19 protein-coding genes and 2 tRNA genes are annotated in these 24,265 nt (G+C 48.3%); 9 read left to right on the top strand and 12 right to left on the bottom strand.

Annotation, left to right across the window (positions count from 1 at the left end; genetic code table 11):
* Positions 1-15: 15 nt before the first annotated feature.
* Positions 16-936 carry an NAD(+) kinase gene (locus tag H6F52_RS07495; RefSeq protein WP_190434638.1) on the bottom strand — a complete coding sequence of 307 codons (921 nt, stop codon included), beginning with the start codon at positions 934-936 and terminating at the stop codon, positions 16-18.
* A gap of 173 nt (positions 937-1,109) precedes the next feature.
* Positions 1,110-1,871, bottom strand: coding sequence for a DNA/RNA nuclease SfsA (gene sfsA, locus H6F52_RS07490; protein WP_190533285.1), 762 nt, complete (start codon positions 1,869-1,871; stop codon positions 1,110-1,112).
* A 129-nt stretch (positions 1,872-2,000) separates the two neighbouring features.
* On the opposite strand from sfsA, the gene murJ reads away from it, so the two are divergent.
* Both murJ and nrtS read left to right on the top strand, forming a co-directional pair.
* Complete coding sequence (gene murJ, locus H6F52_RS07485) at positions 2,001-3,617, top strand: murein biosynthesis integral membrane protein MurJ (protein WP_190533282.1); 1,617 nt, start codon at positions 2,001-2,003, stop codon at positions 3,615-3,617.
* A 138-nt stretch (positions 3,618-3,755) separates the two neighbouring features.
* Positions 3,756-4,016: a nitrate/nitrite transporter NrtS gene (nrtS, locus tag H6F52_RS07480; RefSeq protein ID WP_190533279.1), complete on the top strand. Its 261-nt coding sequence runs from the start codon at positions 3,756-3,758 to the stop codon at positions 4,014-4,016.
* Positions 4,017-4,115: 99 nt separating this feature from the next.
* Here nrtS and H6F52_RS07475 read toward each other — a convergent pair whose 3' ends face one another.
* The 3 genes from H6F52_RS07475 to moaC all read right to left on the bottom strand — a co-directional run bounded on the left by H6F52_RS07475 (position 4,116) and on the right by moaC (position 5,422).
* Positions 4,116-4,424 (bottom strand): DUF3181 family protein, encoded by a 309-nt coding sequence (locus H6F52_RS07475; protein WP_190533277.1) that lies wholly within the window; start codon positions 4,422-4,424, stop codon positions 4,116-4,118.
* 102 nt (positions 4,425-4,526) lie between these two features.
* A complete protein-coding gene (locus tag H6F52_RS07470; protein ID WP_190533274.1) occupies positions 4,527-4,844 on the bottom strand; it encodes a 2TM domain-containing protein in 318 nt (105 codons plus the stop codon).
* A gap of 68 nt (positions 4,845-4,912) precedes the next feature.
* Positions 4,913-5,422, bottom strand: a complete 510-nt coding sequence (moaC, locus tag H6F52_RS07465) for a cyclic pyranopterin monophosphate synthase MoaC (protein ID WP_190434609.1) — start codon at positions 5,420-5,422, stop codon at positions 4,913-4,915.
* 34 nt (positions 5,423-5,456) lie between these two features.
* Here moaC and H6F52_RS07460 point away from each other — a divergent pair.
* A tRNA-Arg gene (locus H6F52_RS07460) sits at positions 5,457-5,530 on the top strand.
* A 57-nt stretch (positions 5,531-5,587) separates the two neighbouring features.
* Here H6F52_RS07460 and H6F52_RS07455 read toward each other — a convergent pair.
* The 3 genes from H6F52_RS07455 to H6F52_RS07445 are packed head-to-tail and all read right to left on the bottom strand — an operon-like array spanning position 5,588 to position 8,606.
* Positions 5,588-6,850, bottom strand: a complete 1,263-nt coding sequence (locus H6F52_RS07455) for an MFS transporter (protein WP_190533271.1) — start codon at positions 6,848-6,850, stop codon at positions 5,588-5,590.
* 22 nt (positions 6,851-6,872) lie between these two features.
* On the bottom strand, positions 6,873-7,862 hold the full coding sequence (locus H6F52_RS07450) for a glycosyltransferase family 2 protein (RefSeq protein WP_190426314.1): 990 nt from the start codon (positions 7,860-7,862) through the stop codon (positions 6,873-6,875).
* A 60-nt stretch (positions 7,863-7,922) separates the two neighbouring features.
* Complete coding sequence (locus tag H6F52_RS07445) at positions 7,923-8,606, bottom strand: C40 family peptidase (protein WP_190533268.1); 684 nt, start codon at positions 8,604-8,606, stop codon at positions 7,923-7,925.
* 81 nt (positions 8,607-8,687) lie between these two features.
* Here H6F52_RS07445 and H6F52_RS07440 point away from each other — a divergent pair, with 81 nt between their 5' ends.
* Together H6F52_RS07440 and H6F52_RS07435 are read left to right on the top strand one after the other, a co-directional pair.
* Positions 8,688-9,629, top strand: coding sequence for a serine hydrolase (locus H6F52_RS07440; RefSeq protein WP_190533265.1), 942 nt, complete (start codon positions 8,688-8,690; stop codon positions 9,627-9,629).
* A gap of 390 nt (positions 9,630-10,019) precedes the next feature.
* A complete protein-coding gene (locus H6F52_RS07435; protein WP_190533262.1) occupies positions 10,020-10,988 on the top strand; it encodes a hypothetical protein in 969 nt (322 codons plus the stop codon).
* Between the two features lie 73 nt (positions 10,989-11,061).
* Here H6F52_RS07435 and H6F52_RS07430 read toward each other — a convergent pair whose 3' ends face one another.
* Both H6F52_RS07430 and H6F52_RS07425 read right to left on the bottom strand, forming a co-directional pair.
* Positions 11,062-12,435, bottom strand: coding sequence for an ABC transporter substrate-binding protein (locus H6F52_RS07430; RefSeq protein ID WP_190533259.1), 1,374 nt, complete (start codon positions 12,433-12,435; stop codon positions 11,062-11,064).
* Between the two features lie 189 nt (positions 12,436-12,624).
* A tRNA-Ser gene (locus H6F52_RS07425) sits at positions 12,625-12,716 on the bottom strand.
* Between the two features lie 613 nt (positions 12,717-13,329).
* On the opposite strand from H6F52_RS07425, the gene H6F52_RS07420 reads away from it, so the two are divergent.
* Both H6F52_RS07420 and H6F52_RS07415 read left to right on the top strand, forming a co-directional pair.
* Entirely contained in the window at positions 13,330-14,610 is a 1,281-nt protein-coding gene (locus H6F52_RS07420) for a glycosyltransferase family 1 protein (RefSeq protein WP_190434593.1), read from the top strand.
* A gap of 589 nt (positions 14,611-15,199) precedes the next feature.
* A complete protein-coding gene (locus tag H6F52_RS07415) occupies positions 15,200-16,849 on the top strand; it encodes an ATP-binding protein (protein WP_199299568.1) in 1,650 nt (549 codons plus the stop codon).
* Positions 16,850-16,878: 29 nt separating this feature from the next.
* On the opposite strand, the gene H6F52_RS07410 is transcribed toward H6F52_RS07415, so the two are convergent.
* The gene (locus H6F52_RS07410; protein WP_190413201.1) at positions 16,879-17,667 is read right to left on the bottom strand and encodes a mechanosensitive ion channel family protein; all 789 of its coding nucleotides are present in this window, start codon (positions 17,665-17,667) and stop codon (positions 16,879-16,881) included.
* Positions 17,668-17,721: 54 nt separating this feature from the next.
* Here H6F52_RS07410 and H6F52_RS07405 point away from each other — a divergent pair, with 54 nt between their 5' ends.
* Positions 17,722-18,291, top strand: coding sequence for a GNAT family N-acetyltransferase (locus tag H6F52_RS07405; RefSeq protein WP_190533256.1), 570 nt, complete (start codon positions 17,722-17,724; stop codon positions 18,289-18,291).
* 110 nt (positions 18,292-18,401) lie between these two features.
* On the opposite strand, the gene alr is transcribed toward H6F52_RS07405, so the two are convergent.
* The gene (alr, locus tag H6F52_RS07400; protein ID WP_190533253.1) at positions 18,402-19,640 is read right to left on the bottom strand and encodes an alanine racemase; all 1,239 of its coding nucleotides are present in this window, start codon (positions 19,638-19,640) and stop codon (positions 18,402-18,404) included.
* 486 nt (positions 19,641-20,126) lie between these two features.
* On the opposite strand from alr, the gene H6F52_RS07395 reads away from it, so the two are divergent.
* On the top strand, positions 20,127-24,131 hold the full coding sequence (locus tag H6F52_RS07395; RefSeq protein ID WP_190533250.1) for a PAS domain S-box protein: 4,005 nt from the start codon (positions 20,127-20,129) through the stop codon (positions 24,129-24,131).
* The last annotated feature ends 134 nt before the right edge of the window (positions 24,132-24,265 follow it).

The raw sequence follows: 24,265 nt of genomic DNA, 5'->3' as shown, positions 1-24,265 counted from the left end.
AACTCTACAACATCCTTAATTGCGGTGATTGTTACTGTACCGGATTCTCGCTCCTGCCCATTGCAACTTTTCACGGAGTGTCTGGTAATAGGAATAGTTTTCCCGCAAAATAATGAACTTTGCGAGGCAATTTGCCATGCGAATGTCTACACGCTGTCCGGGCCAAATGGCAGTTGCCAAGACGCCATCCATCCATAGTTTAGTGTTTAACTCGTAGTCAGCCAAAGGCCAAACGCTGACGACAGAACCAGAAGGGATGACAATTGGGCGACTCGCCAGACTTAGCGGGCAGATGGGCGTAACGGTAATCGCTTCCATGCCAGAGTGGACAATCGGGCCATTGGCAGAGATCGTGTAGCAAGTAGAGCCAGTGGGAGTAGAAACAATCAGTCCATCTCCCTGATATTGATCGACCACCTCTCCATCAATTTCCATTTCTAATATCGAGGTAATCATGCGGTCGGCGGAGGCAGGTTTGATGCACATTTCATTGAGTGCCAGGTAGCGATCGCTCACGGGTTCTAAATTCGTGCGGTTCCCCTCAAATAACGCCGCCTGTAACATCATCCGCCGTTCAAGGGCATAGCGATCCTCGCTTAACCTGTCCCAAACTCGCTCAGTATCTTCAAATTCCTCAAACGGCTGGGTTAAAAATCCCAGGTGTCCCCCTACATTCACCGCCAAAATCGGTATTCCTTCGGGTGCGAGATGCCGTACTGCCGCCAAAGCCGTACCATCGCCGCCCAATACTATCGCCAAATCGATTGGATGCATTGCAGAAGCCAAAAACACTGGGTAGGGGTTATCCTTCGCCCCACTCGGCCCCATGAGTACGTGGCAATTGCGTTTTTCCAGTTGTTTGGCGCATTTTTCTGCCCAGCTGCGGCTGAGGGGATCTCCCGCCTTGTGTGCAATGATGACGTTTTTTAGCTCCAATTTGCCTTTACTCAATCGAGGTTAGCTATTTTTCAAGATACCTATCGCTCTGCATTTGGGCTACCTTTCCGTTTTTTAACCCTATCCCTGCCGTTGCCCGTGAACGGGCAACCATATTCCCCTCTCCGTTCACGGAGAGAGGTTAGGGGTGAGGTTCCACTCTTTAGGCATCGCTATTCTGGCAAAGATAAGCAAGATGTCTGCGTGGGCATTGAAGGCAGAAAATCTGCTAAGCCCAAGTAGCGAATCCCTTCTGGGGTAACTTCAAAGCGGCAAGGTAATACTTCCACTCCTTGGGCGATCGCATCGCGCAACAACTTCCCATACAGGGGATCGGTACTGTCTCCAGGAGAAAAATGAGTACAGTCGCCGCGATTCACAAAATAAAGCATTACCGCCCGCATCTGAGGAATTAACGCGGTCAATTCCCGCAGATGCTTTTGTCCTCTTGTCGTGACTGTATCGGGAAATAGCACCAGTTTCCCTTGCGCCCAAGTCGTGCTTTTGACTTCTAAATAAATGGGTAAATCGGAGTCATTCCCAGTCAGTAAAAAATCTACCCGGCTATTTTTTTCTACTCCATAGGGCACCTCAAAGCGAACTTGGCTGTAATTGCCCAATGTTGGGAACAGGAACTTTTCTAGTGCTAACTTAATTACCCGATTTGGCAAAGCGGTATTTACTCCCACCCAAGTAGGTTCGGTATCGTAAACTTGAATCATTTCCCACGTATACGGCAATTTCCGCTTGGGATTGTCGCTATACGACACCTGCACGGGACTACCGGGCGTTGAAACCCCAGTCATCGGGCCGGTATTTGGACAATGGGCGGTAATAACCTCTCCGGACGCTAGTTCAATATCGGCAAAGAAACGCTTGTAGCGTTTGAGCAAAATTCCGGATGAGAGAGTCGGGTAGCGGTAGAGCCAATCCATAGTATTTTTAACGCAGAGGTAAGCCAGGGAAATCGTAAAGGAGCGCAAAGGAGATTTTAACTTGGCGTACCTTGGGGTTAACCTTTGCGTTTAAATAAGATGAGCCAATTGAGGGATTGTTAACCGTTCGTGACTGAAAAGCAGAAAACCGCTCGGACACTCGCGAGCATTGCCGGAATTGTGGCAGTTGCTACGCTGATTAGTAAAATTTTTGGGTTGGTGCGCCAACAAGCGATCGCTGCCGCTTTTGGCGTAGGTGTCGTTGCCGATGCCTACAATTACGCTTATGTGATTCCTGGCTTTTTGCTGATCTTATTGGGCGGCATCAATGGCCCTTTTCACAGTGCGATTGTCAGCGTTTTAGCCAAGCAGCGCGACAAATCGGAAGCTGCGCCCCTAGTAGAGACGATTACAACGATGGTAGGCGGGATACTCCTACTCGTCACGATTGTCTTAATCGTGTTTGCGGGTGTGTTTATTAACCTGGTGGCACCCGGTTTAAGCGAGACGCCGCAAGGAATGCAAGTGAGAGCGATCGCCATCCAGCAGTTACAGATCATGGCTCCGATGGCGCTGATGGCTGGGCTGATTGGGATTGGTTTTGGCACCTTAAATGCGGCGGATATGTACTGGCTACCCTCAGTTAGTCCCTTATTCTCCAGCATTACCGTAATTGGTGGACTGGCAATTTTGGCGCTACAAGTCGGCAACCAAATCAACCTACCCCAATATGCCGAAGTGGGAGGACTGGTGTTGGCGGGGGGAACCCTTGCCGGTGCCGTGTTGCAGTGGCTAGCCCAACTTACTGCCCAGTGGCGGGCTGGCTTGGGCACATTACGCCTGCGGTTCGACTGGCATCAGCCGGGGGTTAAGGATGTCTTGAAGGTGATGGGACCCGCGACGCTTTCCTCCGGGATGCTGCAAATCAACCTCTACACCGATTTATTTTTCGCCTCGTATATCCCCGCAGCAGCGGCTGCCATGACCTATGCGGGGCTATTAGTTCAAACGCCCCTAGGAATTATCTCGAATGTAATTTTAGTCCCCCTGCTGCCGGTTTTTTCGCGACTCGCTGCCCCTGAAAATTGGCCCGAACTCAAGCAACGAATTCGTCAAGGATTACTCCTGACTGCCATTACCATGTTGCCTTTGAGTGCCCTGATGATGACACTAGCAACCCCCATCGTCCAAGTGATTTATCAACGCGGAGCCTTTAAGTCTGGAGCATCTGAGTTGGTGGCTTCATTGCTGATGGCTTATGGGATTGGGATGTTTGTCTACTTGGGGCGCGATGTACTGGTGCGGGTATTTTATGCCTTGGGCGATGGCGAGACGCCTTTCCGCATCAGTATCGTGAATATCTTCTTGAATGCCCTGCTAGATTTTATTCTTGTTCAACGTTTCGGCGCACCGGGTTTGATTTTAGCCACGGTGACGGTGAATACCATTTCAGTCGTGGCACTCGTTTGGATGTTGGATCGCAAGCTTAACGGCTTGCCTTGGCAAGAGTGGAGTTTGCCAATTTTGAGTTTGACAGGTGCTAGCTTTGTAGCTGGTTTAGCGAGTTGGGGTGTCACTACAGGTTTTCAACAAGTCTGGAACGCGAATGGGTTGCTGGTGCAGTTGTTACAACTTAGTGTCGCTGGGTTAGTCGGCTTAGGCGTTTATGCTTTGTTGGCGACGCGGCTGAATTTGCCAGAAGTCGATATTTTTGTGTCGCGGATTCGCCAACGCTTTGGGAGGTAGCGATCGCACTTGAATCATCTCAATTAGGTGTATGAAACAATACCAAACTTGAACAGGAAGGTGTGATATCTAACAGTAAGCCGAGATGAGTATTGAAGCTTGGCTCATCTAGCTTAGCGATCGCAACCCTTGATCATAATGAAGTCACTTAAAGCATATCTTGTCAGCTTATTTGACACAGAGTTTATCCCGACTGGATTAAAAACGGCTGTATTTGTCGGGACTCTCTTGTTTTTGATCAATCATGGGGTTGCCTTTTTCCGAAGCGAAATGACGCGCGATCGCTGGATTTCTGGATTGCTGACCTACCTAATGCCTTATCTGGTTAGTGTTTACGGTCAATACGCTTATCGTCGCAAGTTAATCAAAACTTCTGCGTATCAAACTAAACATTTTTAGTCATGCAACTCGCGCTTGCTAATCCTTTTAGGAGCGAGCAGGTGTAACCCCCAAACCCCTTCTCTGCCAGAGAAGGGGAAGGGAAAAGCGACAACTTGTTTATAGGTTGCGCTGGAATTCTTCCAAAAGATCCATCAGGTTTACCTGGCACTGCGTAGGCAACAAATCTACTAGGGGAACTTCCCGCTTCCCGCCGCCTAACTTGACGGGAATACTTTGCAGGACTTTCGACACCTGATTTTCATCTAGAGACTTATCAGCCAGTAGGGGATACAACTTTTCTGCCACAACCGTATGCAACTTGGCATCTCGCAAATAGAGGTGCCATTTAGCCACATCGATGTAAACGTTTTCGCCGATTTCGGCGGCGAGGGATTCAATTGCTTCGGAAGTGTTGGTTCTAGCCATAGGATTTACTTTGGTTATGTGGATAGGGAATCTAATGCTTTCATTGCAATTGATCCCCGTCCGAGTTTGAATCCACGAAAAGCAGGAAACAGGGATCTATCTTTAGGTAGTTTTTTTGGATTTTTCTTTGGTTTTGGGCTGGAATCCTAAACCAGCACTGGTATTTCCAGATTCTGCTACTGGGTCAGAATAATCTGCGAGTGCAAAGATATACAGAGCGTGGGTCGCTAAGACTAACGCCCATCCGCCTGTTACCCAAGTTGCCCAAGGCCATGTAGCATTCTGCAAGTTGTGGAAAAACCACAAGCCAGAATTACAGGCACCAAAAATCGCCACATGGATGGCAAAATTCATTCTATCGTCGAGGCGACGATAGGCGGGGTCATTGCGGTCTGGTTTGCGAGGCCAACGAGGAGGCATGGAAGTGATGAATTATAAGTTATGAGTTATGAGTTGTTAGCGCTAACAACTAAATTCATTCTAAGCCGCTAACTGCCCTGTCCCTGGCGAAGGTAATCTCCCGACTTGCCACCCGTCTTACTCACCAAGCGAATCGATTCAATCACCATCCCCTTTTCCAGGGCTTTCGCCATGTCGTAGAGGGTGAGTGCCGCGACAGAAACGGCTGTTAGCGCTTCCATTTCCACGCCAGTTTCCGCCTTGGTGACGACTTCCGCTTGAATCTGATATCCCGGTAGCTGGGCGTCAGGCACAATCTGAACTTCTACTTTATGAATTGGCAAGGGATGACACAGGGGAATTAGCTGGGAAGTCTGCTTTGCTGCCATAATCCCAGCCAATCTCGCAGTTCCCAGTACATCTCCTTTCGGTGCGTTCCCCGCCTGAATCGCCTCAAATGTCTCTAGCAACATCCGCACTTGTGCCGCAGCAACAGCATGGCGTCGAGTTTGTTCTTTGCCGGAAACATCCACCATCTGAGCCTCACCGTGGGCATCCAAATGAGTGAGCGGTTGATTTTGAGAAAAATTTTGCATCATACGGTTAGGCTATGCTATTATAAATTTCTGGCAAGGGCTTGTAGCTCAGTGGACTAGAGCACGTGGCTACGGACCACGGTGTCGGGGGTTCGAATCCCTCCTAGCCCGTTACTAAGTAAAAAAGAAAAAGGCAAAAGATTCTTTCTTTTGCCTTTTTTCTTTGAATTATGCCTCACTTTGTAGCCCAACCTTATTCAAGGCATAAACATCCTTTTCTCTGCCAAAGGCGAAGCGGAGGGAATGGGATAAATTTTTGCTCGATAGGGTAGCGAAGATAATCAGCGCCAGGAATGAAATAACTGTTGTAATAGTAAACATTGCTCGGTAGCCAATGGGTTCGGCAATGGAACCCAAAACAGGACCCGCGATCGCTATCCCGACATCAAACCCCGTGATGCACAAAGCAAAAACTCTGCCTCGTTCTTGGGGAGAGGAGCGGTCGGAAATCAAGGCAATCATCATCGGCAGTAATGTTCCCGCTCCTGCGCCTTCCAAAAAACCGCCTACTAAAAAGCTACGGGCAGTGTAAGCATGAGACAGCATCAGCATTGCCAATGCATAGCTGAATATACTGCCAGTGATAAAAATTCCGCGTCCGTAACGGTCAGAAGCGCGACCAATGATGATGCGGGAAATGAAAGACGCGATCGCAGCTGCTGTGTAAAATAACCCCGGATTTAGGTCAACTTCAGCATCTTTAATAAATAAAGGGACGAAGGTACTCAAAGCTCCAAACGCTACACCAACCAGCAACAACACTAAAGCTGGAATCCTTAGACGAGGACTTGCCAGAAGTCGCCAAAATTGTTGAGTTTCGGATGAACCGGCAGAGGAATCGGTTGTCTCGTGGACGATTCGGGGTTCTTTGACTTGATTGGCACAAACTAAACCGATCGCTCCTAGCGCGCAAGAGAGCAGAAACAACGGCGTGTAACCAACCCCAGCTTGGATATAACCCCCAACTGCTGGCCCTATCGCCATCCCAACTGGCGTTACCAAGCTCATGTAGCCAATTAACTCACCCCGCTTAGACACTGGGGACAAATCAACCACCAAGGCGCTGTAACCCGTCGTAAAAGCCGCAATGCTAATCCCGTGGAACGCTCGCAGCAGCATTAATAGGGGAATTGATTTAACAACTAGATAGCCCAAAGGCGCGATCGCTGCCACGGTCATGCCAATCAGCAAGACCACCTTGCGACCGCGTCGATCTGCCAAACGCCCCAGCCACGAACGACACAGAACCAATCCGAGGGCAAATGACCCCATGACAATCCCAATCTGCTGCGTCGTACCGCCCACATCCTCGATATAGAGCGGCAGCGTCGGGAGCAAGGAAGCCATACTAGACCAAAATAATAGCCCAGCCGTAAATAAAACCAACAGATTGCGGCGACTGGGCGGCTCTAGCGTCCAAAAAACTTTCAAAGCTTAATTCCTTCTTACACTTTTAGCCTTCCCTTTGTTTACTATTGTTAACATTCCCCCCAACAACTTCCCTCACCCGATAGATTGGTCTGCCCTGAGACTCGTGATAAGTTCTCATTAACAATTCTGCAAGCAGTCCAAAAGAGAACAATTGCACACCCGTCACTAGCAGTACGACCGCCAAAATCAATAACGGGCGATCGCCAATGCTCTGACCGAAACCCACTTTTAAAATCGTTAAATACAGACCGAGCAGCGTCCCCAATGCCATTGCAATAATGCCAAACAGCCCAAAGACGTGCATGGGGCGGGTGAGGAACTTTTTCATAAAGTAGACGGTTAACAAGTCCATCACGACTCGGAATGTCCGCCCCAGCCCATACTTACTGCTTCCATAGCGGCGGGCATGGTGCCCCACTGGCAGCTCAGTAATTCTTGCCCCCTCAATGAACGCCAAAGCTGGCAAAAATCGGTGCAATTCCCCATAAAGATTCATATCCGCCACCAATTCTGAGCGGTAGGCTTTTAGGGAACAACCGTAATCATGCAACTCTACACCCGTGACTCGCCCAATTAACCAGTTAGCGATTTTAGACGGAAGCAGACGAGTCAGGGCGGCGTCCTGTCGTTTCTCACGCCAGCCACTTACCAAGTCATAGCCTTCTTCTAACTTTGCCAGGAGCCGGGGAATATCCGCCGGGTCATTCTGCAAATCGCCATCCATTGTGATAATCACCTTGCCTCGCGCATAGTTAAACCCCGCAGACATTGCTGGAGTTTGACCGTAGTTTCGACGCAGAAGCACTGCTTTTAAGTTTTTGTGGGTTTGCACTAGAGATTTCAGCAATTCCGCTGAACCATCTTTGGAACCATCATCCACGCAAATAATTTCATAGTTCAGATTCGTCTCAATTAAAGTGGTTGCGATCGCTTCAATTAGGTGGGGTAAACTTTCCACCTCGTTATAAACCGGCACTACTACAGAAATATCGGGGATCTCGTCAGCAGACATTTCGCTTTGCGTTACCAGTCTTTCAGGAATTAACACGATTGCCTCCCACCTTTTGGTGTCTTATTGTCGTTGTGGTTGATAACTGGCAACCACTCGCCCGCAAGAGCGCAGTTGCCGAAAATACGACTGACTAATCGAATCTCCCTGTTCCGAAAGGACATCAATTCCAATTCCGTTGCGACCCTGTTCTTGACCGGAACTATGGATATAACGTCCTTCTCCCAGGTATAAACCCACATGGGTTGTTCTATCTCCGATGCCAAAAAAGATTAAATCACCTGATTGTAGCTCTTGAATCGCAATTGATTGTGTAAATGCTTCCTGCTGATAGGAATCTCTCGGCAACCAAATCCCAGAGGCAGCAAAAGCGGCTTGCATCAGCCCGGAACAGTCATAATTTGGCTCTAATGTTCCGCCCCAGAGATAATAATTCGGCTGTTGCATCGCCGCTTGCATAAAGGCAATGACTTGGGGTATGCGATTTTGAATTTCTGCCGGGGAGATAGTATGAGCTTCGTAGGGCGTTTGTGCCTCCTCAATCTCTTTGAGGTCGTGAATTGCCACCCAGCCGGAATAGTCATCTTCACGCAGACAAACTTGGATAGACGATACATCTGTATTTGGCGACAAAATCCGCAAGTGACGCCCGATTGCTGCCTGAGTTGCCAAACGAGTACAACTGGGGGAATCATAGAGGTTTAGATTGACTCGACATTGGTACTCGCGGAATGAGTCATGGGTCATGGGTCAGTGGTTGTTGGTCAGTGGTACAAACTATTGAACAATTGACAATTGATAACTGACAACTGATAACAACTAATAAAAATGACATTTTTTCACAAAGACGCACAACTAGAAAAATTAGGCGATCGCATTTTAGAAGCAACTTGGGCAGAATTTCCGGGATTAGCCCGCAACCAAATTGCCTTAACCTGGGTAGTCTACGATCCCCCAGTGCCCGTCAATACTGGCGGTGCCCTTAGCTCAGAGGAATTTTGGAAATATCCAGTCCGGGGCTTTAGCTATCGCGGCGTCGAACGCATCTTTCCTGCCAGCATCGTAAAACTGTTTTATCTCGTTGCCGTACAGGAGTGGTTGGAACAAGGAATGATCCAAACTTCCTCGGAGTTAGAGAGAGCCATCCGCGACATGATTATTGATTCGAGCAACGACGCCACCAGTTTAGTGGTGGATGTGTTAACTGGCACCACTAGCGGCCCGGAGTTGCCAGCAGGGCCGTTTGAAACCTGGCAGTTGCAGCGCAATATCGTGAATCGCTACTTTCAATCCCTCGGTTGGACAGAGATGGAAACCATCAATGTCAATCAAAAACCTTGGGGTGACGGTCCCTATGGGCGAGAGCGGGCATTTTTAGGGGAGATGCGGGAAAACCGCAATATGGTGACGACCAATGCCACGGCGAGGCTCATACATAGCATTGTCGGAGGCGTTGCAGTTTCCTCCGGGCGATCGCAAGCAATGATGGGACTGATGAAACGCAGCCTCCATCCAGAAGACGATGAAGCCCTCGATGAGGAAAATCAGGTTCGGGGTTTCTTAGGTGGCGGACTGCCTCCAAATGCCCAATTGTGGTCTAAAGCCGGTTGGACAAGCCAAGTTCGCCACGACGCCGCTTATATCGAGCTACCATCGCGGCAACCTTATCTGTTGATTGTGTTCACCGAAGGCAAAGCAAATAGTAAAAACAAAGCGATTCTCCCCTTTGTTTCCCAGCAAGTTGTCGCGGCAATGGACAGCCTTACTTAGTACAATCTGTGGTTACAGAGGCGAGCTTCATCAATCACGAAGAAACCCTTTTTATTGTAAAAAAGGGTTTCTTCGTCATCAAAATCAAAATGAGCGATTGGTCGCATCCCAAGCCTTTATCAGAGAAATTGCGATCGCTGCTTTGAAGATAAAGCCTAGGAACCGGGAATAAAAATCTCTCTTATCACCTTCTGACCCTCTTTATTCCATTTCACCTGTCAACATCAATTTCGTCGAATACTAGCCACTTTCAGCGCATAATCCTTCCTTGGTGGGTAGCAAATTCTTTTAAAATTTCCTAAATTGACGACAGGGAAATATAATTTCCGAGAGAATAGGCAATTAAGGTTGGCTTTCGTAGATTTTTGAGGAAGTTTTTGAGGAGTGACCGTGAATACAATCTTTTCTAAGCGTGTTTCTTTCTTACTAGGTCTGACGGCACTGACAGTTTTCAGCGGTGGCTTGTCAGCTACAGCCCAGTCCACTGCCACAGTCATTGACCAAAAGACTCCTGCGGTCATTGAGACTTCAGAACCTGCCGCATCTGAGGCGATCGCTGAGCCAACAGTAATGGGTATGCCAGTTGTCAAGCCAGTTGTCAAGTCGGCAGATGTCACACCGATTACCCAATCAACTGTTCCGGCTGCACCACAAGTCCCGGCTGCACTGCAAGCCCCGGTCTCAACACAATATAATCTGAGCCAACAGCCGGTCATTCTCTCGGAGTACCAAGATGCAACGCTGGTTGAAGAAAGCGCAAAGCCCGTGGCTTCAGAGCCTTCCTCCTTGGCAGCAGCTGATGATACTGCTACTACGCAACCATTTCCCGGCGTAACCACTTCTGCTGCCGCTCTCGCCGCACCACAGCAACCAACTGCTGAAACTCCAAACTTACCCAATGACTCTGAGATTGCTCAAACCGACATCGAACTCGGTCGAGCCACCCGTGCCGGTCGAAGCTACGTCGGGGTTGGCTTCAATATTGGTTTCGGGGGTGATAGTGCTTTGGGCGATGGTAGTTTCGCCGTGATCAGCAAAATTGGTCTAACCAATACGTTGTCTGTACGCCCTTCCGTGCTACTCGGTGACGATACGACCTTTCTGCTTCCAGTGACTTACGACTTTAACATCCGACAGTCAGATCCGTTTGAACCCGTCAGATTCGCCCCTTACGTGGGTGGCGGTGTCACGATTTCCACGGGTGATGACAGCGACATTGGTTTCCTGGTTACAGGTGGCGTCGATGTACCTTTGACACGGCAATTTACAGCAAATGCAGCTCTAAATATCGGATTTCAAAGCGATGAAGTGCCAGTGGGACTAATTCTGGGCGTGGGTTACACCTTCCCTGGTTTCTAGAGAAGGTAAAAATCAAAGGCAAAAGACAGCAGAAAAATTTGGTTTCTCCTGTTTCTTTTGCCTTTGTACTTTCTTACTTTTTCTCGGTTACGGCTACTTGAGGGCTGACTTTGCCGGTCACGGCTAGACTACCCGTAGGTTCCACCGCCCAGACATCGTAGCTACCCACCACATCGCCGTTTGCATCAATATCGACGTTACCGCTAGCTCCCTGGTAGTTAATCTCCTCACCCTTACGCACCAGTTCTAGCGCCTGACAAACATCGCTGACTTCCGTTCCTGGGGCATTGGCGACATCGCGAATCTTACTTTTAATGCCTTCGCCAGTATTTGATTTAGCGTCTTCGGCTGCTAGTACCATCAAAGCGGCAGCATCCCAGGCATGAGGCACATAGGCGCTCAATCCCCTTCCGGTTTTCTCTTTCCAAATCTTGGTGAACTCAGCCAGTGCTGGGCCATTAGCACCGGGAACCGTGCCAATTGCCCCAGTTAATATAAATTGATCATCGCTGGTTTTGCCGACCTGTTCGGGAAAGTCTTCCGAATAAGCACCATCTGTCAGCATCACCTGGACGCCTTTACTTAGACCTTGTTCGTAGGCAGATTTTAAGAGCAAGCTGCCGGTTTCAGCATAAACAACTGCTGCCACCGCATCAGGCTTGTCCTTGAACGCTTCTAGTATGTCGCTTTCAAAAGTAGCGGCTTTGGGGTCGTAGCGAGTTGGTTTGTTGACAATAGTGCCTCCTAATTTTTTAAAGGCTTGTACAAATTCTTGTTCAAAACCAACTCCATAGTCGTTGTTGATGACGATGGTGGAAACGCGCTTAAATCCTCTGTCACTAGCTAGTTTTGCTAAAGCCTGAGCTTGATAGGTATCGGGGGGAGCCGTCCGCGCCCAATAACCTTGAAATTCTCCTTTTTTGGCTCGTTCGGTAAAGACTGGGCTGGTGCTACCCGGTGAGATAAACATCACCTTGTTGCGGACAGCAACAGGCACGGCGGCACTAGAAACGCTGCTGGCAAAGGAACCGACGACGCCAGCAACTCTATCTACTTCCGTTAATTTGGTCATTCCTGCGGTGCCAGCGTTGGGATCGGTTTGGTCATCTTCAGGAATAAATGTGACTGGCTGACTATTGACGCCGCCACACTTGTTGACGGTGTCTATTAACAGGCGGATAGCATCTGGCAGGGGTTGCCCTACGGAAGATAGGTCGCCAGTGGTCGGCAGCAGTGAGCCAATCTTGAGTCCGGAACCGCTGGTGGCTGGGGTAGAACCTGTAGTCTGGGCGGGGCTACTGGTTGTACTGGTTGGCGTGTTATTACCTGGCGTTGTTTGAGAGGGGTTTTCGCAAGCAACGGTTAGAAAACTTGTCGTAATGGTGGTAACTGCTAGGGCGATCGCCCAACTCGGTTTGATATTTTTGGCTGAAGCGGGTCTGCTCATTTGGGTGTTTAACTCTTCAACAGTCCACGATTGAAATCAAATATTTTAATTGATCTCAGTTGTTTAAGAATACAGCCATAACTTCTGCCAACATTTTAGCTAGCAGAAGCGATCGCTGTGAGACGTCAAGAGTGAGGCGTTTGCTTTTCCCTATTGGGCTTCGCTACTTGTCTCTTTTCGCTTTTAAAACGGAGAGGGAGGGATTCGAACCCTCGGTACGGAGTTACCAACCGTACAACAGATTAGCAATCTGTCGCTTTCGACCACTCAGCCACCTCTCCTAGGTGACAAATATAGATAATAGCAGATATTAATCAATTGGTGCTGCTGTCAAAAAAATTTTCTTTTTTTTGATGTCCGATCGTTCCGAGTAAGTCTTCGCAGTTGCAGAGAAAGCCATGATTCATCCTCGTCGTTGCGGCTGTTTGCTTCTTTCCCGCTCCCTTAGTATAATTACCTATTGTTAAATTTTTCATGGCTGACAAAGAAATCTAATAAACGCTTACAACCCGCTTTCCTTAAGGCTTGGGCGATTTAAATATTCTCGCGTTCCACAATTAAATCTATAAATCTTCACTTCCCTGACCGTTGGAGGACGGAAAAATGGGAATCCATTCGCTACTCTGGCTATTTATATGCCCTTTGGCTTAAAATTTTATTTCTTTGGGGGGAGGTCACGATACCCAATGATACCCACCCGTCCCCCGGAAGGTTGAATATAGTCAGGTAGTAGATTCTCTCCCGTAGTTGATGTTCATCATCAACGGCGAAGCTTATCCTATTAGCACAAGTAAAGATTCCTTAAGTTCCGGTGGGCTAAACAGGCAACTAAGTAGAATAGTCAACCCCTGCTTCGCCCTGAACGTCGTTGAGTGAAAAAATCGATATAAATATATGCTTTCCACAAACAACCAGCACATTGCTCTAATTTCCGTCCACGGAGATCCAGCAATTGAAATCGGTAAAGAAGAGGCTGGCGGTCAAAACGTTTATGTACGTCAGGTGGGTGAGGCACTTGCTCAACAGGGGTGGCAAGTAGATATGTTTACCCGCAAAGTTAGTGGCGATCAACCCACGATTGTTCAACATAGCGCGAATTGTCGAACAATTCGCTTGACAGCTGGTCCTGAAGAGTTTGTCCCAAGAGACAATTTGTTTGAGTATCTGCCAGTGTTTGTCGAACAGATGCTCAAGTTTCAGCAGCAAGAAGGCATTGAATATTCTATAGTACACACAAATTACTGGCTCTCATCTTGGGTGGGAATGGAGCTGAAGAAAGTTCAACCCATCAAACAAATTCATACTTACCACTCTTTGGGAGCCGTCAAATATAAGTCAGTTTCGACGATTCCCTTGATTGCTACCACGCGGCTAGAGGTAGAAAGAAAGGTTTTAGAGACAGCGGAACGGATTGTTGCCACCAGTCCGCAAGAGAAAGAACATATGCGATCGCTCGTTTCCACAAAAGGCAACATCGATATCATCCCCTGCGGCACCGATATTCGCAAGTTTGGTTCCGTCACCCGCGAAGCAGCAAGAGAGAAACTGGGAATCGACGCCGATACCAACGTGGTCTTCTATGTGGGTCGATTTGATCGCCGCAAGGGAATTGAAACACTCGTTCGCGCCGTTGGCAAGTCCCAGATGCGCCAGCAGGGCAACCTAAAACTATTTATCGGCGGGGGTTCTCGTCCCGGTCAAAGTGACGGTATCGAACGCGATCGCATTGAAAAAATTGTCGGCGAACTGGGACTGCAAGACATCACCTCCTTCCCCGGACGGTTGGGTGACGACACCCTGCCCGCTTACTACGCCGCGGCTGATGTTTGTGTCGTACCCAGTCATTACGAACCCTTCGGTTTAGTGGCAATTGAAGCAATGGCTTCTGGAACGCCCGTCGTTGCTAGTGATGTCGGCGGACTCCAGTTTACCGTCGTCCCCGAAGAAACGGGTTTACTGGCACCCCCGAAAGATGCCGTAGCGTTTGCAGCCGCGATTGACCGCATTCTCGCCAATCCAGAATGGCGCAAGCAGCTAGGTGAGAAGGCAAGAGTTCGGGTAGAGAAGATGTTTAGTTGGGATGGCGTAGCGACTCAACTAAGCGACCTTTACATCCAGTTATTGAAAGAACAACCTGCACCAGAATTAGAATTGGTCACTCAAGTCAGCGCCTAATTACGCAGCAGCTTGTCCTGGAAATACCCTACAAAGACTTCTAGTTGTACGAGTAAGATTAGTACAACTAGAAGCCTTTATTTTACTGTATACTTTTTTCCAAATAAAAATTATTCTACATCTACAGAATGATTATTTAGAAAAATTCCCTTTTTAAAGCAACCATTTGAGTGTTGCTCGCTCTCAAATTATCCGGATTTTCAGGAGATTGGCTGCAATTTATTAGTGATGGAATAAATAAAATAATGGGTTGGAATTGGATGATGTTGTTATATATATACTTTATTTAAATTTTACAATCCGATTCTAAGTTCCCTTTTTCCATCCAAAATCCTCAACCTAAAATGGTGTTAACCTCAAGTAACACAGTACCGCTCGTGGCGTTGATAGTAATTCACGTTGATACCAATTCACGTTGATACCAATTCACTTTGTACTTGTGACTTTAGTAAGAGCGCATAGTCGTGTGCTTACGTTCATATACTTACAATCAATTAAAGAAAGGGTATGAATGACCTATGATAATCTCTAATTAAGCGTGCAGAATACCAGCGTGAAACGGCTATTTACAACAGCATGGAACCTTCTTTTGAACGCTATTCAAACCATTTACAGTCGTCTTTTTAGAAAAAAACGTCGCCAGTTACGTCGTCAGCCCCTCCGACAAGACGCCTCAATCGATTCTGAATTGAATCAAATCAACCTCACCCCATCGAAACCGACAGAGGAAATCAGCAGCAGCCCACCCATCCCCATCAATGAGGCAGATAGGCTCAAAGCGCTGAATCGCTACAAGATTCTTGATACTGCTCCTGAAGAAGCATTTGACGATTTGACGGCTCTGGCAGCCTATATTTGTGGCACTCCCATTGCTTTAGTCAGCCTCGTCGATTCTAATCGGCAGTGGTTCAAATCAAAAATCGGTCTAGAAGCAACGGAAACGCCAAGAGACGTGGCATTCTGCGCCCATGCCTTGGTGCAACCAGATGAGTTGTTGATTGTGCCCAATGCCTTAGAAGATCGGCGGTTTTCCAACAACCCGCTCGTGACTTCAGACACCAATATCCGGTTTTATGCGGGTACCCCTTTGGTAACATCTGATGGCTATGCTGTCGGCACCCTCTGCGCGATTGACCGGATTCCACGTCATCTCACCCCCGAACAGATGGAGGCACTGCGGGCGTTGGGGCGTCAAGTGGTCAGCCAGATGGAGTTACGGATTAATCTGGATAAATTAGAACGGACTGTCAGCAAGAGTCGGCGAGTAGAGCAAGCACTCCGCCGCAGTAATCAACGACTGTTGCAAACCCTCAAGACATTACGAAATACTCAAGCCCAACTGATTCAGAGCGAAAAAATGTCGAGTTTGGGTCAATTGGTTGCTGGTGTCGCCCATGAAATTAACAACCCTGTCAACTTTATTCACGGCAACCTGCCCTATGTTAGTGCCTATGTTCGGGATCTCCTCGATTTGCTAAACCTCTACAAAAAGCAATATCCCCATCCCGATGGCGAGATTCAAAAAAAAGCAGAAACAATTGATGTGAACTTTCTAGTAGAAGATTTACCAAAAACTTTGGCTTCTATGAAAGTGGGTACTGACCGAATCCATCAAATTGTTTTTTCGTTGCGAAACTTCTCCCGATTGGATGAAGCCGAGATGAGACGAGTTGATATTCACGAAGGGATTAATAGCACGCTTTTAATCCTTCAGCATCGGCTTAAACCTACAGCCCAAAATCTCGGCATTGAAGTGATTAAAGAGTACGGAGTCCTTCCACCCGTTGAGTGCTACGCAGGTCCCTTGAACCAGGTATTTATGAATATCTTGAGTAATGCGGTGGATGCTCTAGAGTTGTCAATGGTCAATAGTCAGCCGTCAATCATTCGTGAAACAACAACTGACCTAGAGACACGATTAATCGTGTCTCTACCCACTAGCAGTGCTTGGATTCGCATTAGCACCAGCCTTTCTTCTGACCGATCTCATGTAGTAATTCGCATTGCGGATAATGGCCCTGGCATACCGGAAGAGATTAGGGCAAAGATATTCGATCCATTTTTCACGACGAAGCCTGTAGGGAAAGGCACGGGAATCGGATTGTCGATTAGCTACCAGATTATCGTTGAGAAGCATGGCGGGGTACTGAAGTGTCTGTCTGAACCAGGACAAGGAACAGAGTTTCGGATTGAACTGCCGATTCACGGGAAAATAATGAAGATGAAGGAGCAAGAATGATCCCGCGCCCTTCAGGAGTAGGCAGAAGACTACAGTGACAATTCTGGCTCTCGCAGAGCTTCTTTCACCAGCTGTTGTACTTCGGAACGGACGTGATCGTAGGCTTCAGATGCACACCAAGGACGGAGATATAAAATTGTTCCGGTTGCTGAGATGGAGGCAACGTGACAGGTCGTTTTTGGTTCTTCCAAAACTAAGGGATGGGGTTGAATTAAAGACAAAAGTAGGGTGATAGTCGGTTCGATCGGGCGATCGCCAATATCAATGTCTAAATCGACTCGTCGCTTGCCGAGTACGGTGGTATTTTTCAGCGTCCCGCTGAATAATTGCCCGTTCGGCACTGTAATTACTACGTTGTCTCGCGTTACTAGCGTAGTCGAGAAAATGCCGATGGCATCCACTACCCCAGCAGCCCCCGCCCCTTCAATAAAATCGCCTACCTCAAACGGGCGCAAACTAATCAGCATCACACCAGCGGCAAAGTGAGATAAGGTATTCTGCAATGCTAAGCCGATTGCTAAACCAGCCGCCCCCACTACCGCGACAACGCTGGTCGTCTCGATTCCCAACCTGTTGAGAACGGCGACCATCCCGACGACCAGCGTGAAAATCTCGGCTACCTGAATCAAGAACTTGCGTAAGGTTGGCTCTGTGCGACTTAGCGCTTTGCGGGTAAGACCTCCTACCCAACCTACAGCTAATCGGGTGAGCAGCAGAATTGTCGCTGCCCAGAGAAGGTTCTGTAGAATCTTAAAATACGCTTGGCCAATCAGGTAGTTCCATAACTGCGATGCAGCTTCAACAGAAATAATATCCATTTTCAATCGTTTTTCACTTCCAATTAATATATCTTTTTTTATAAGAATACTGGAATGAATTCGGAATTTAAGCTGATTTATACGCCTAGATTGTTATTACGGATGGGAACTCAAGAAGATGTGCCTGAGATTGTCAAATTTTACCGGAACAATCAAGGGCATCTATCTCCCTGGCAACCTTTTTGGCCTGTTAATTTTTTAACCCATGAGTTTTGGCAAGAGCAAGTTGAGAAAAACATTAAAGAATTTGAATGCGCTCGCTCTTTAAAATTATTTATTTTCAAGAATGGGAATTTCTCAGAAATTATTGGCAATGTTAGCTTTCACGGGTTTATGCGGGGTGCTGCCCAATTTTGTTATTTGGGCTATAATTTAGCAGAATTTGAACAAGGTAAAGGGTATATGACGGAAGCATTGCACTTTGCCATAAATGATGTCTTTGCACAATTAGATATGCACCGGGTGATGGCAAATTATCTACCCCACAATCACCGGAGTGCTAATTTACTGAAGAAATTAGAATTTGTTGTTGAAGGATATGCTAAAGAATATTTATTTATTCAAGGTGAATGGCAAGACCATATCTTGACCAGCTTAACGAATAAAAATTGGCAGAGGAAATGAATTTTTGTCTGCCACTATTCTTATTCTCGGCTATTCTTATTCTCGGTAGGGGTACGGCAGTGCCGTACCCCGGCATCTAGAAGGAACGACTTGCGAGTTGTCAAGTTGCGTCAAGACGGTGTAGCCTGTTCTGATTCCAGGGGTTGACCAACTGCCACGCGAGGGAGGCGATGCTTGAAGCCGCAGAGAATTTCCCAGGAAATCGTGCCTAAAGTCGCCGCCCAGTCATCCGCAGAAATTTCGGCGTTTCCTTCTTGCCCCAGCAGAGTGACGACTTCGCCAGTTTGTAAATCGGGGATTGCGCTGACATCCAGCATTAGCTGATCCATTGTAATCGCGCCGATTTGCCGGACCTGCTGACCTCGGAGCAAAACTTGCATTTTGTTGGAGAGGTTGCGGGGAACCCCGTCGGCGTAGCCAATAGCGATCGCGGCGAGGCGCATATCCCGGCTAGCGACGAACTGATGTCCGTAGCTTACTCCCGTACCAGCTGAAATATTTTTTACTTGCGTTACCCGTGCTTTTACTTTCATGACGGGTTTGAGGTCGATGACAGACTTTAGATGGGGCGCGGGGTAAAGACCGTAGGTTGCTAAACCCACTCGCACCATGTCGTAGTGTAAGCTTGGGTCGCTTAAAGCGGCAGCTGAGTTGGCGAGGTGCAGACGGGGAGGCGTCATTCCTGTAGTTTTGATAAGAGCGATCGCTTCCTCAAATCTGTCTCGCTGCTGTCTCATTACTGTCGGCTCTGGACTGTCAGCCGTTGCTAGATGAGAGTAGATACTGGCAATTTTGAGATGGGGCAATCCCTGCACCAAGGCGACAAACTCCGCTGCTTCCTGCCAGGGAGTACCTAGGCGAGACATCCCGGTATCTAATTTTACATGAACCGGCAAAGAACGATTTAAAGTGCCCAGCGTCTCGGAAAAGACCAAAGCTTGCTGAGGCGTACAGAGCGTCGGCTGCAAATTCCAGTGAGCGATCGCTTGCACTTGCTCGGTCGTATTACTGGCACCTAAAATCAAAATCGGTGCCTGAATTCCCGCTTCCCGCAGTTGAATTCCCTCTGGAATCGTGGCAACACCTAGCCAACTTGCACCGGCTTGGCAAGCAATCTCGGCAACCGTAATGGCACCATGACCATAAGCATCCGCCTTCACCACCGCCATCAGTGCCGTTTTTGGGGAGAGAAAACGCCTCAGCTGCCGCACATTATGAGCTAAAGCGGCTAAATCAATTTCTACCCAAGCCCGTTCCTTGAGCGCTGTAAAATTTTCTCGCTGTATTTGGGAAAGATTGGGGTACCCAGAAGAAGGCATCCCGACAGGAGTCGGCTCCCAGCTTAGCATTAGACTCACTCCTCACTCACTCACACCTGTTAGTTTAGGACTTACGCCTTCAAGCCATTACTACACTATTGGTATATCTAGCTTTAGCGTTCATCGATTCCGTCTAGAGAAAACTCTAGGGGAAGTCCTACAGTTAACAACTTAGAGTGAGCGATCGCGTCCGGATCGTCAAGTAGTTTCTCGTTGTTATTGATTAGAGACTGTAGCTGTCGTTCTGAACGTAGCTAGGATGTTGGCATTCACCCCTAACCTTCCTCCTGTTGGGTTTCGGGGTTTTCGCCATCCAGGGTGCTTCTCGAACACAGCTTGTTGACGCAGTATTTAGCGATCCCGCTTTTCGTCAAACGTCTGGAGGTAGATTTTGGCAGAAATCGTATCGAATGCCGAGTTTACGAGGAACAATAAAGGAGATAATTTGACTTCCCCTCTCAACACTTAGCTCGGACGGGTCAACCCGCCTTTACAGGACGGACTCAGCACTAAAGCATGAGACTGCGAACGAAGACACTAATGGTCATTGGCGCGACACTCGTCGGTCTGGTAGGGGTGCTATATGCTACCTCTTCCATCGTTTTGTTGCGGAGCCTCAAACACGCTGAGGATCAAAATACCCGTCAGATGGTTAAGGCAGTTCTGAATGTTTTTAGCCAAACTGGCGATGACTTTAGTTCTAGATTTCGCGATTGGTCATCGTGGGATGACACCTATAACTTTATTAACAAACCAAACCAAGCTTATCGGGAGTCGAATCTAAATCCAGAATCGCTCTACAACTTGCAGATCAACTTGGTGCTGTTTATCAATAACAGGGGTGAAATTGTCTTTGGGACTGGGTTCGATCTAAAAAATCAGAAAAAAACACCGATTCCACCGGCCCTCAAACAACACCTGGCTCTCAACGACCGGCTTTTAGAGCGTCCCCATTCTAATCGCATCCTGTCAGGAATCATTCTGCTTCCGGAAGGGCCAATGCTGATTAGTTCGCAGCCGATTTTGCCTTCAAATGGCAAAGGCTCTATCCGAGGAACTTTGATCTTCGGGCGCTATATAGACAATCGAACGATCGAGAAGTTGGCAAGAATCAACCGTTTGCCCGTGATGATGTACAGGATGAACGATCCTCAAATGCCTGCGGACTTTCAAGCCGTGCGTTCTGCTTTGTCAGAACAACGCCCAATTCTGGTGCGATCGCGCGATGAAGACACGATTTCTGGATACGCCCGGATTAAAGACATTTATGGCAAACCGGCTTTGCTGTTGCGGGTGGATGTCCCCAGAGAAATCTACAGGCAAGGAAAGATTCGCCTAGTCTATCTCATCTTGTGTCTGTTGGTAGTAGGACTGGTATTTGGTGGAGTGACGCTGCTGCTGATAGAGCGATTGGTGCTATCTCGGTTGGCAGCTTTGAGTGGGGAAGTTCGGAAAATTGGCGCGAGTAGCGATCTTTCGCTGCGGGTATCGACGCCCGGAAAGGATGAATTGTCCAGCTTGGCACTGACGATTAATGGGATGCTAGAAGCGTTGGAAAAATCTGGACGCGATCGCATCGAAAGCGAAGAACGTCATCGCGCCGTGGTTGAGCAAGCTTCAGAAGGGATTGTTCTGATTGATGCTCGCTCTTCTCAAATTCTAGAAGCCAATACTGCCTTTAATCGCTTGCTCGGTTACAGCCATGAAGAAATTCTACAGCTGACCCTTTACGATCTCATTCCCCACACCCAAGACAGCGCTGACTTAAATATCAACCAAATCCTAGTCGATAAACAGCACTACCTAGGCGAACGACGCTACCGGCGTAAAGATGGAACGCTGGTGGATGTGGAAGTGAGTGCCAACTCGATTTCCTATGGTGGCAGAGAAGTCGTTTGTGGCGTGGTTCGAGATATTAGCGATCGCAAACAAGCCCAAGAAGAAATCCGTTTGTTGCAGACGACGACGCAAGCGATCGCGGATGCCTCAGATTTTCACTCAGCTTTGCAAGTCACGCTGGGCAAGGTTTGCGAGACAATCGGCTGGAGTTTTGGGGAAGCTTGGATTCCCCACCCAACGGGTGACTTTCTCGAATGCAGTCGGGGTTGGTATGGCGGTAAGGAGAAAGTATCCCCCGCCTTGAAGAAATTCAGACACTTCAGCCAGAAGCTCACTTTTGCATCCTGGAACGGATTGCCGGGACGAGTTTGGTCATCGCAGCAGCCAGAGTGGATTGATGATGTTTCAATTCAGCCACCAGCCGTTTTTGATCGTGTCGCAATTGCACGAGAAAGCGGATTGAAAGCAAGTTTCGCCATTCCGATTATTGCGGCAACGTTTTGGGAATCGTCCCCCCTGCCGATTCAGGACGGGCAAAGCGCTGGGATGCCCCTACAGCAGCCACAAGTGCTAGCTGTTCTGGTTTTCTTCAGCTTCGACAGCCAGGAAGAAGACCGGCAGATGGTGGAGCTAGTATCGGGCGTTGCGGCTCAGCTGGGTTCCGTCATTCAGCGCAAGCAGACGGAAGCCGCACTCCAAGAAAGCGAGACTCGGCTTTGCAGACAGCAGCGGGCGCTGATGGAACTGGCTACGTGTCAGGCTTTATACACGGGCGAGTTGAGCGCGGCTTGGCAGGAGATTACCGAGACAGCCACAAACACGCTGGGCGTCGCACGAGCGAGTATCTGGCTTTATCAACAAGAAATCGTTGAGACTCAGGAACCGGCTTCTACCACATCCCAACCCAATCCAAAATTGCTCTGCGTTGACTTGTACGAAGTCACTCAGAAGCGGCATAGCTGGGGCATGGAGCTGTACCGAGTAGACTATCCGGGCTATTTCCAAGCACTAGAAGAGGAACGCGCGATCGCGGCTTCTGATGCCCATACCGATCCTCGGACGAAGGAGTTTTCCGCGGCTTATTTAGCTCCTTTAGGCATTGCTTCGATGTTGGATGTCCCGATTCGGGTAGGTGGACGGACGATGGGGGTGCTTTGTCTGGAACACATGAGTACGCAAAGGCAGTGGGCGTTGGAGGATCAGAACTTTGCGACTTATTTAGCGTATATGGCTGCTTTGGCAATGGAAGCGAGCGATCGCAAACAAGCAGAAACCGCCCTCGCGAATAGTGAAGCGAAATTTCGCTCGCTGATTCTCAACAGTTCGGATCTGATCGCCATTTATGACGCAGATGGCATTACCCGCTATCAAAGTCCTTCGATTGTGAGTATTTTGGGCTACCAACCAGAGGAATTGACCGGGGTACACACCTTGGGCATGATTCACCCAGAGGATCGTCGCCGCGTTTTAGAAGCTTTCCATGAGGCGCTTAACAACCCTCAGAGTGTTTTTTCCATCGAATATCGTTTTCCCCGAAAAGACGGCTCCTGGTGTTTTCTAGAATCAACTGGGAGCAATTTGCTAGCCGATCCCTTCGTGGCAGGCATCGTTGTTAATTCCCGCGACATTACCGAGCGCAAGCAAGTGGAAGGCGCACTTCGGCAAGCCGAAGAACGATATCGCAGCATCTTTGAAAACGCAGTTGAAGGCATTTTTCAAACGACACCGGATGGACGCTTCATCAGTGCGAATCCTGCCCTCGCACGCCTTTATGGCTACTCGTCCCCGGAGGAATTAATCGCCAATGTGACGAGCGTTGAGCGGCAACTTTATGTTGACCCAAACCGACGGACGGAATTTATTGCTGCCATGCAAAAGTATGATTCTGTATCTCGGTTTGAGTCTCAAATTTACCGCCAGGACGGCAGCACTATCTGGATTTTGGAAACCGCCCGCACGGTTAAGAATTCTCAAGGGAGAATCCTTTACTACGAAGGCACTGTCCAAGATATTACCAATCGCAAGGTCGCAGAAGAAGCACTGCGCTATCAACAGGAACAATCGGAACTGCTGCTGCTCAATATCTTACCTGCCCCGATTGCCGAGCGATTAAAACTTCAGGAAAGCACAATTGCCGATAGCTTTGCCGAAGTTACCGTTTTGTTTGCTGATATTGTTGGCTTTACCCAACTTTCTGCCGATACATCACCCACCGAACTTGTCGAATTGCTCAACAAGATATTTTCTGCTTTCGATCGATTGTCCGAACTGCATGGTTTAGAGAAAATAAAGACAATTGGGGATGCCTATATGGTTGTCGGCGGTTTGCCAATGCCCCGCAGCGATCATGCCCAGGCGATAGCTGACATGGCGCTGGATATGCAAGATGCGATCGCGCTATTTAACCTCAAAAATGCGAAAAATTTTCAGATTCGAGTCGGCATTAGTACGGGACCCGTCGTTGCTGGCGTCATTGGTATCAAAAAGTTTATCTATGATTTGTGGGGCGATACGGTAAATACAGCTTCTCGGATGGAATCTCACGGTCTTGCGGGTCGAATTCAAGTCACTGCCACTACCTATGAGTTATTACGAGATGAATATATTTTTGAGGAACGGGGTCTCATCCACGTCAAGGGTAAAGGCGAGATGACAACTTATCTTTTGATTGGCAGAAAATAAAGAGAATTTTAAGTTAAAGCCTGATCCCGGCAGGCTTCGTTTATGTAGCCCCAGACTTCTAGGGTGCGGGCAGTTGCTGAATTGAGGAAATGCGCTTTTTTCCCAGCAGGCATCTGGCGAAAAGCCAGTATTAG

Source organism: Coleofasciculus sp. FACHB-542 (assembly GCF_014695825.1).
Lineage (GTDB): Bacteria > Cyanobacteriota > Cyanobacteriia > Cyanobacteriales > FACHB-T130 > FACHB-T130.
Note: the sequence above shows the minus strand (reverse complement) of the source record. Positions and strands in the feature narration are given on the sequence as shown.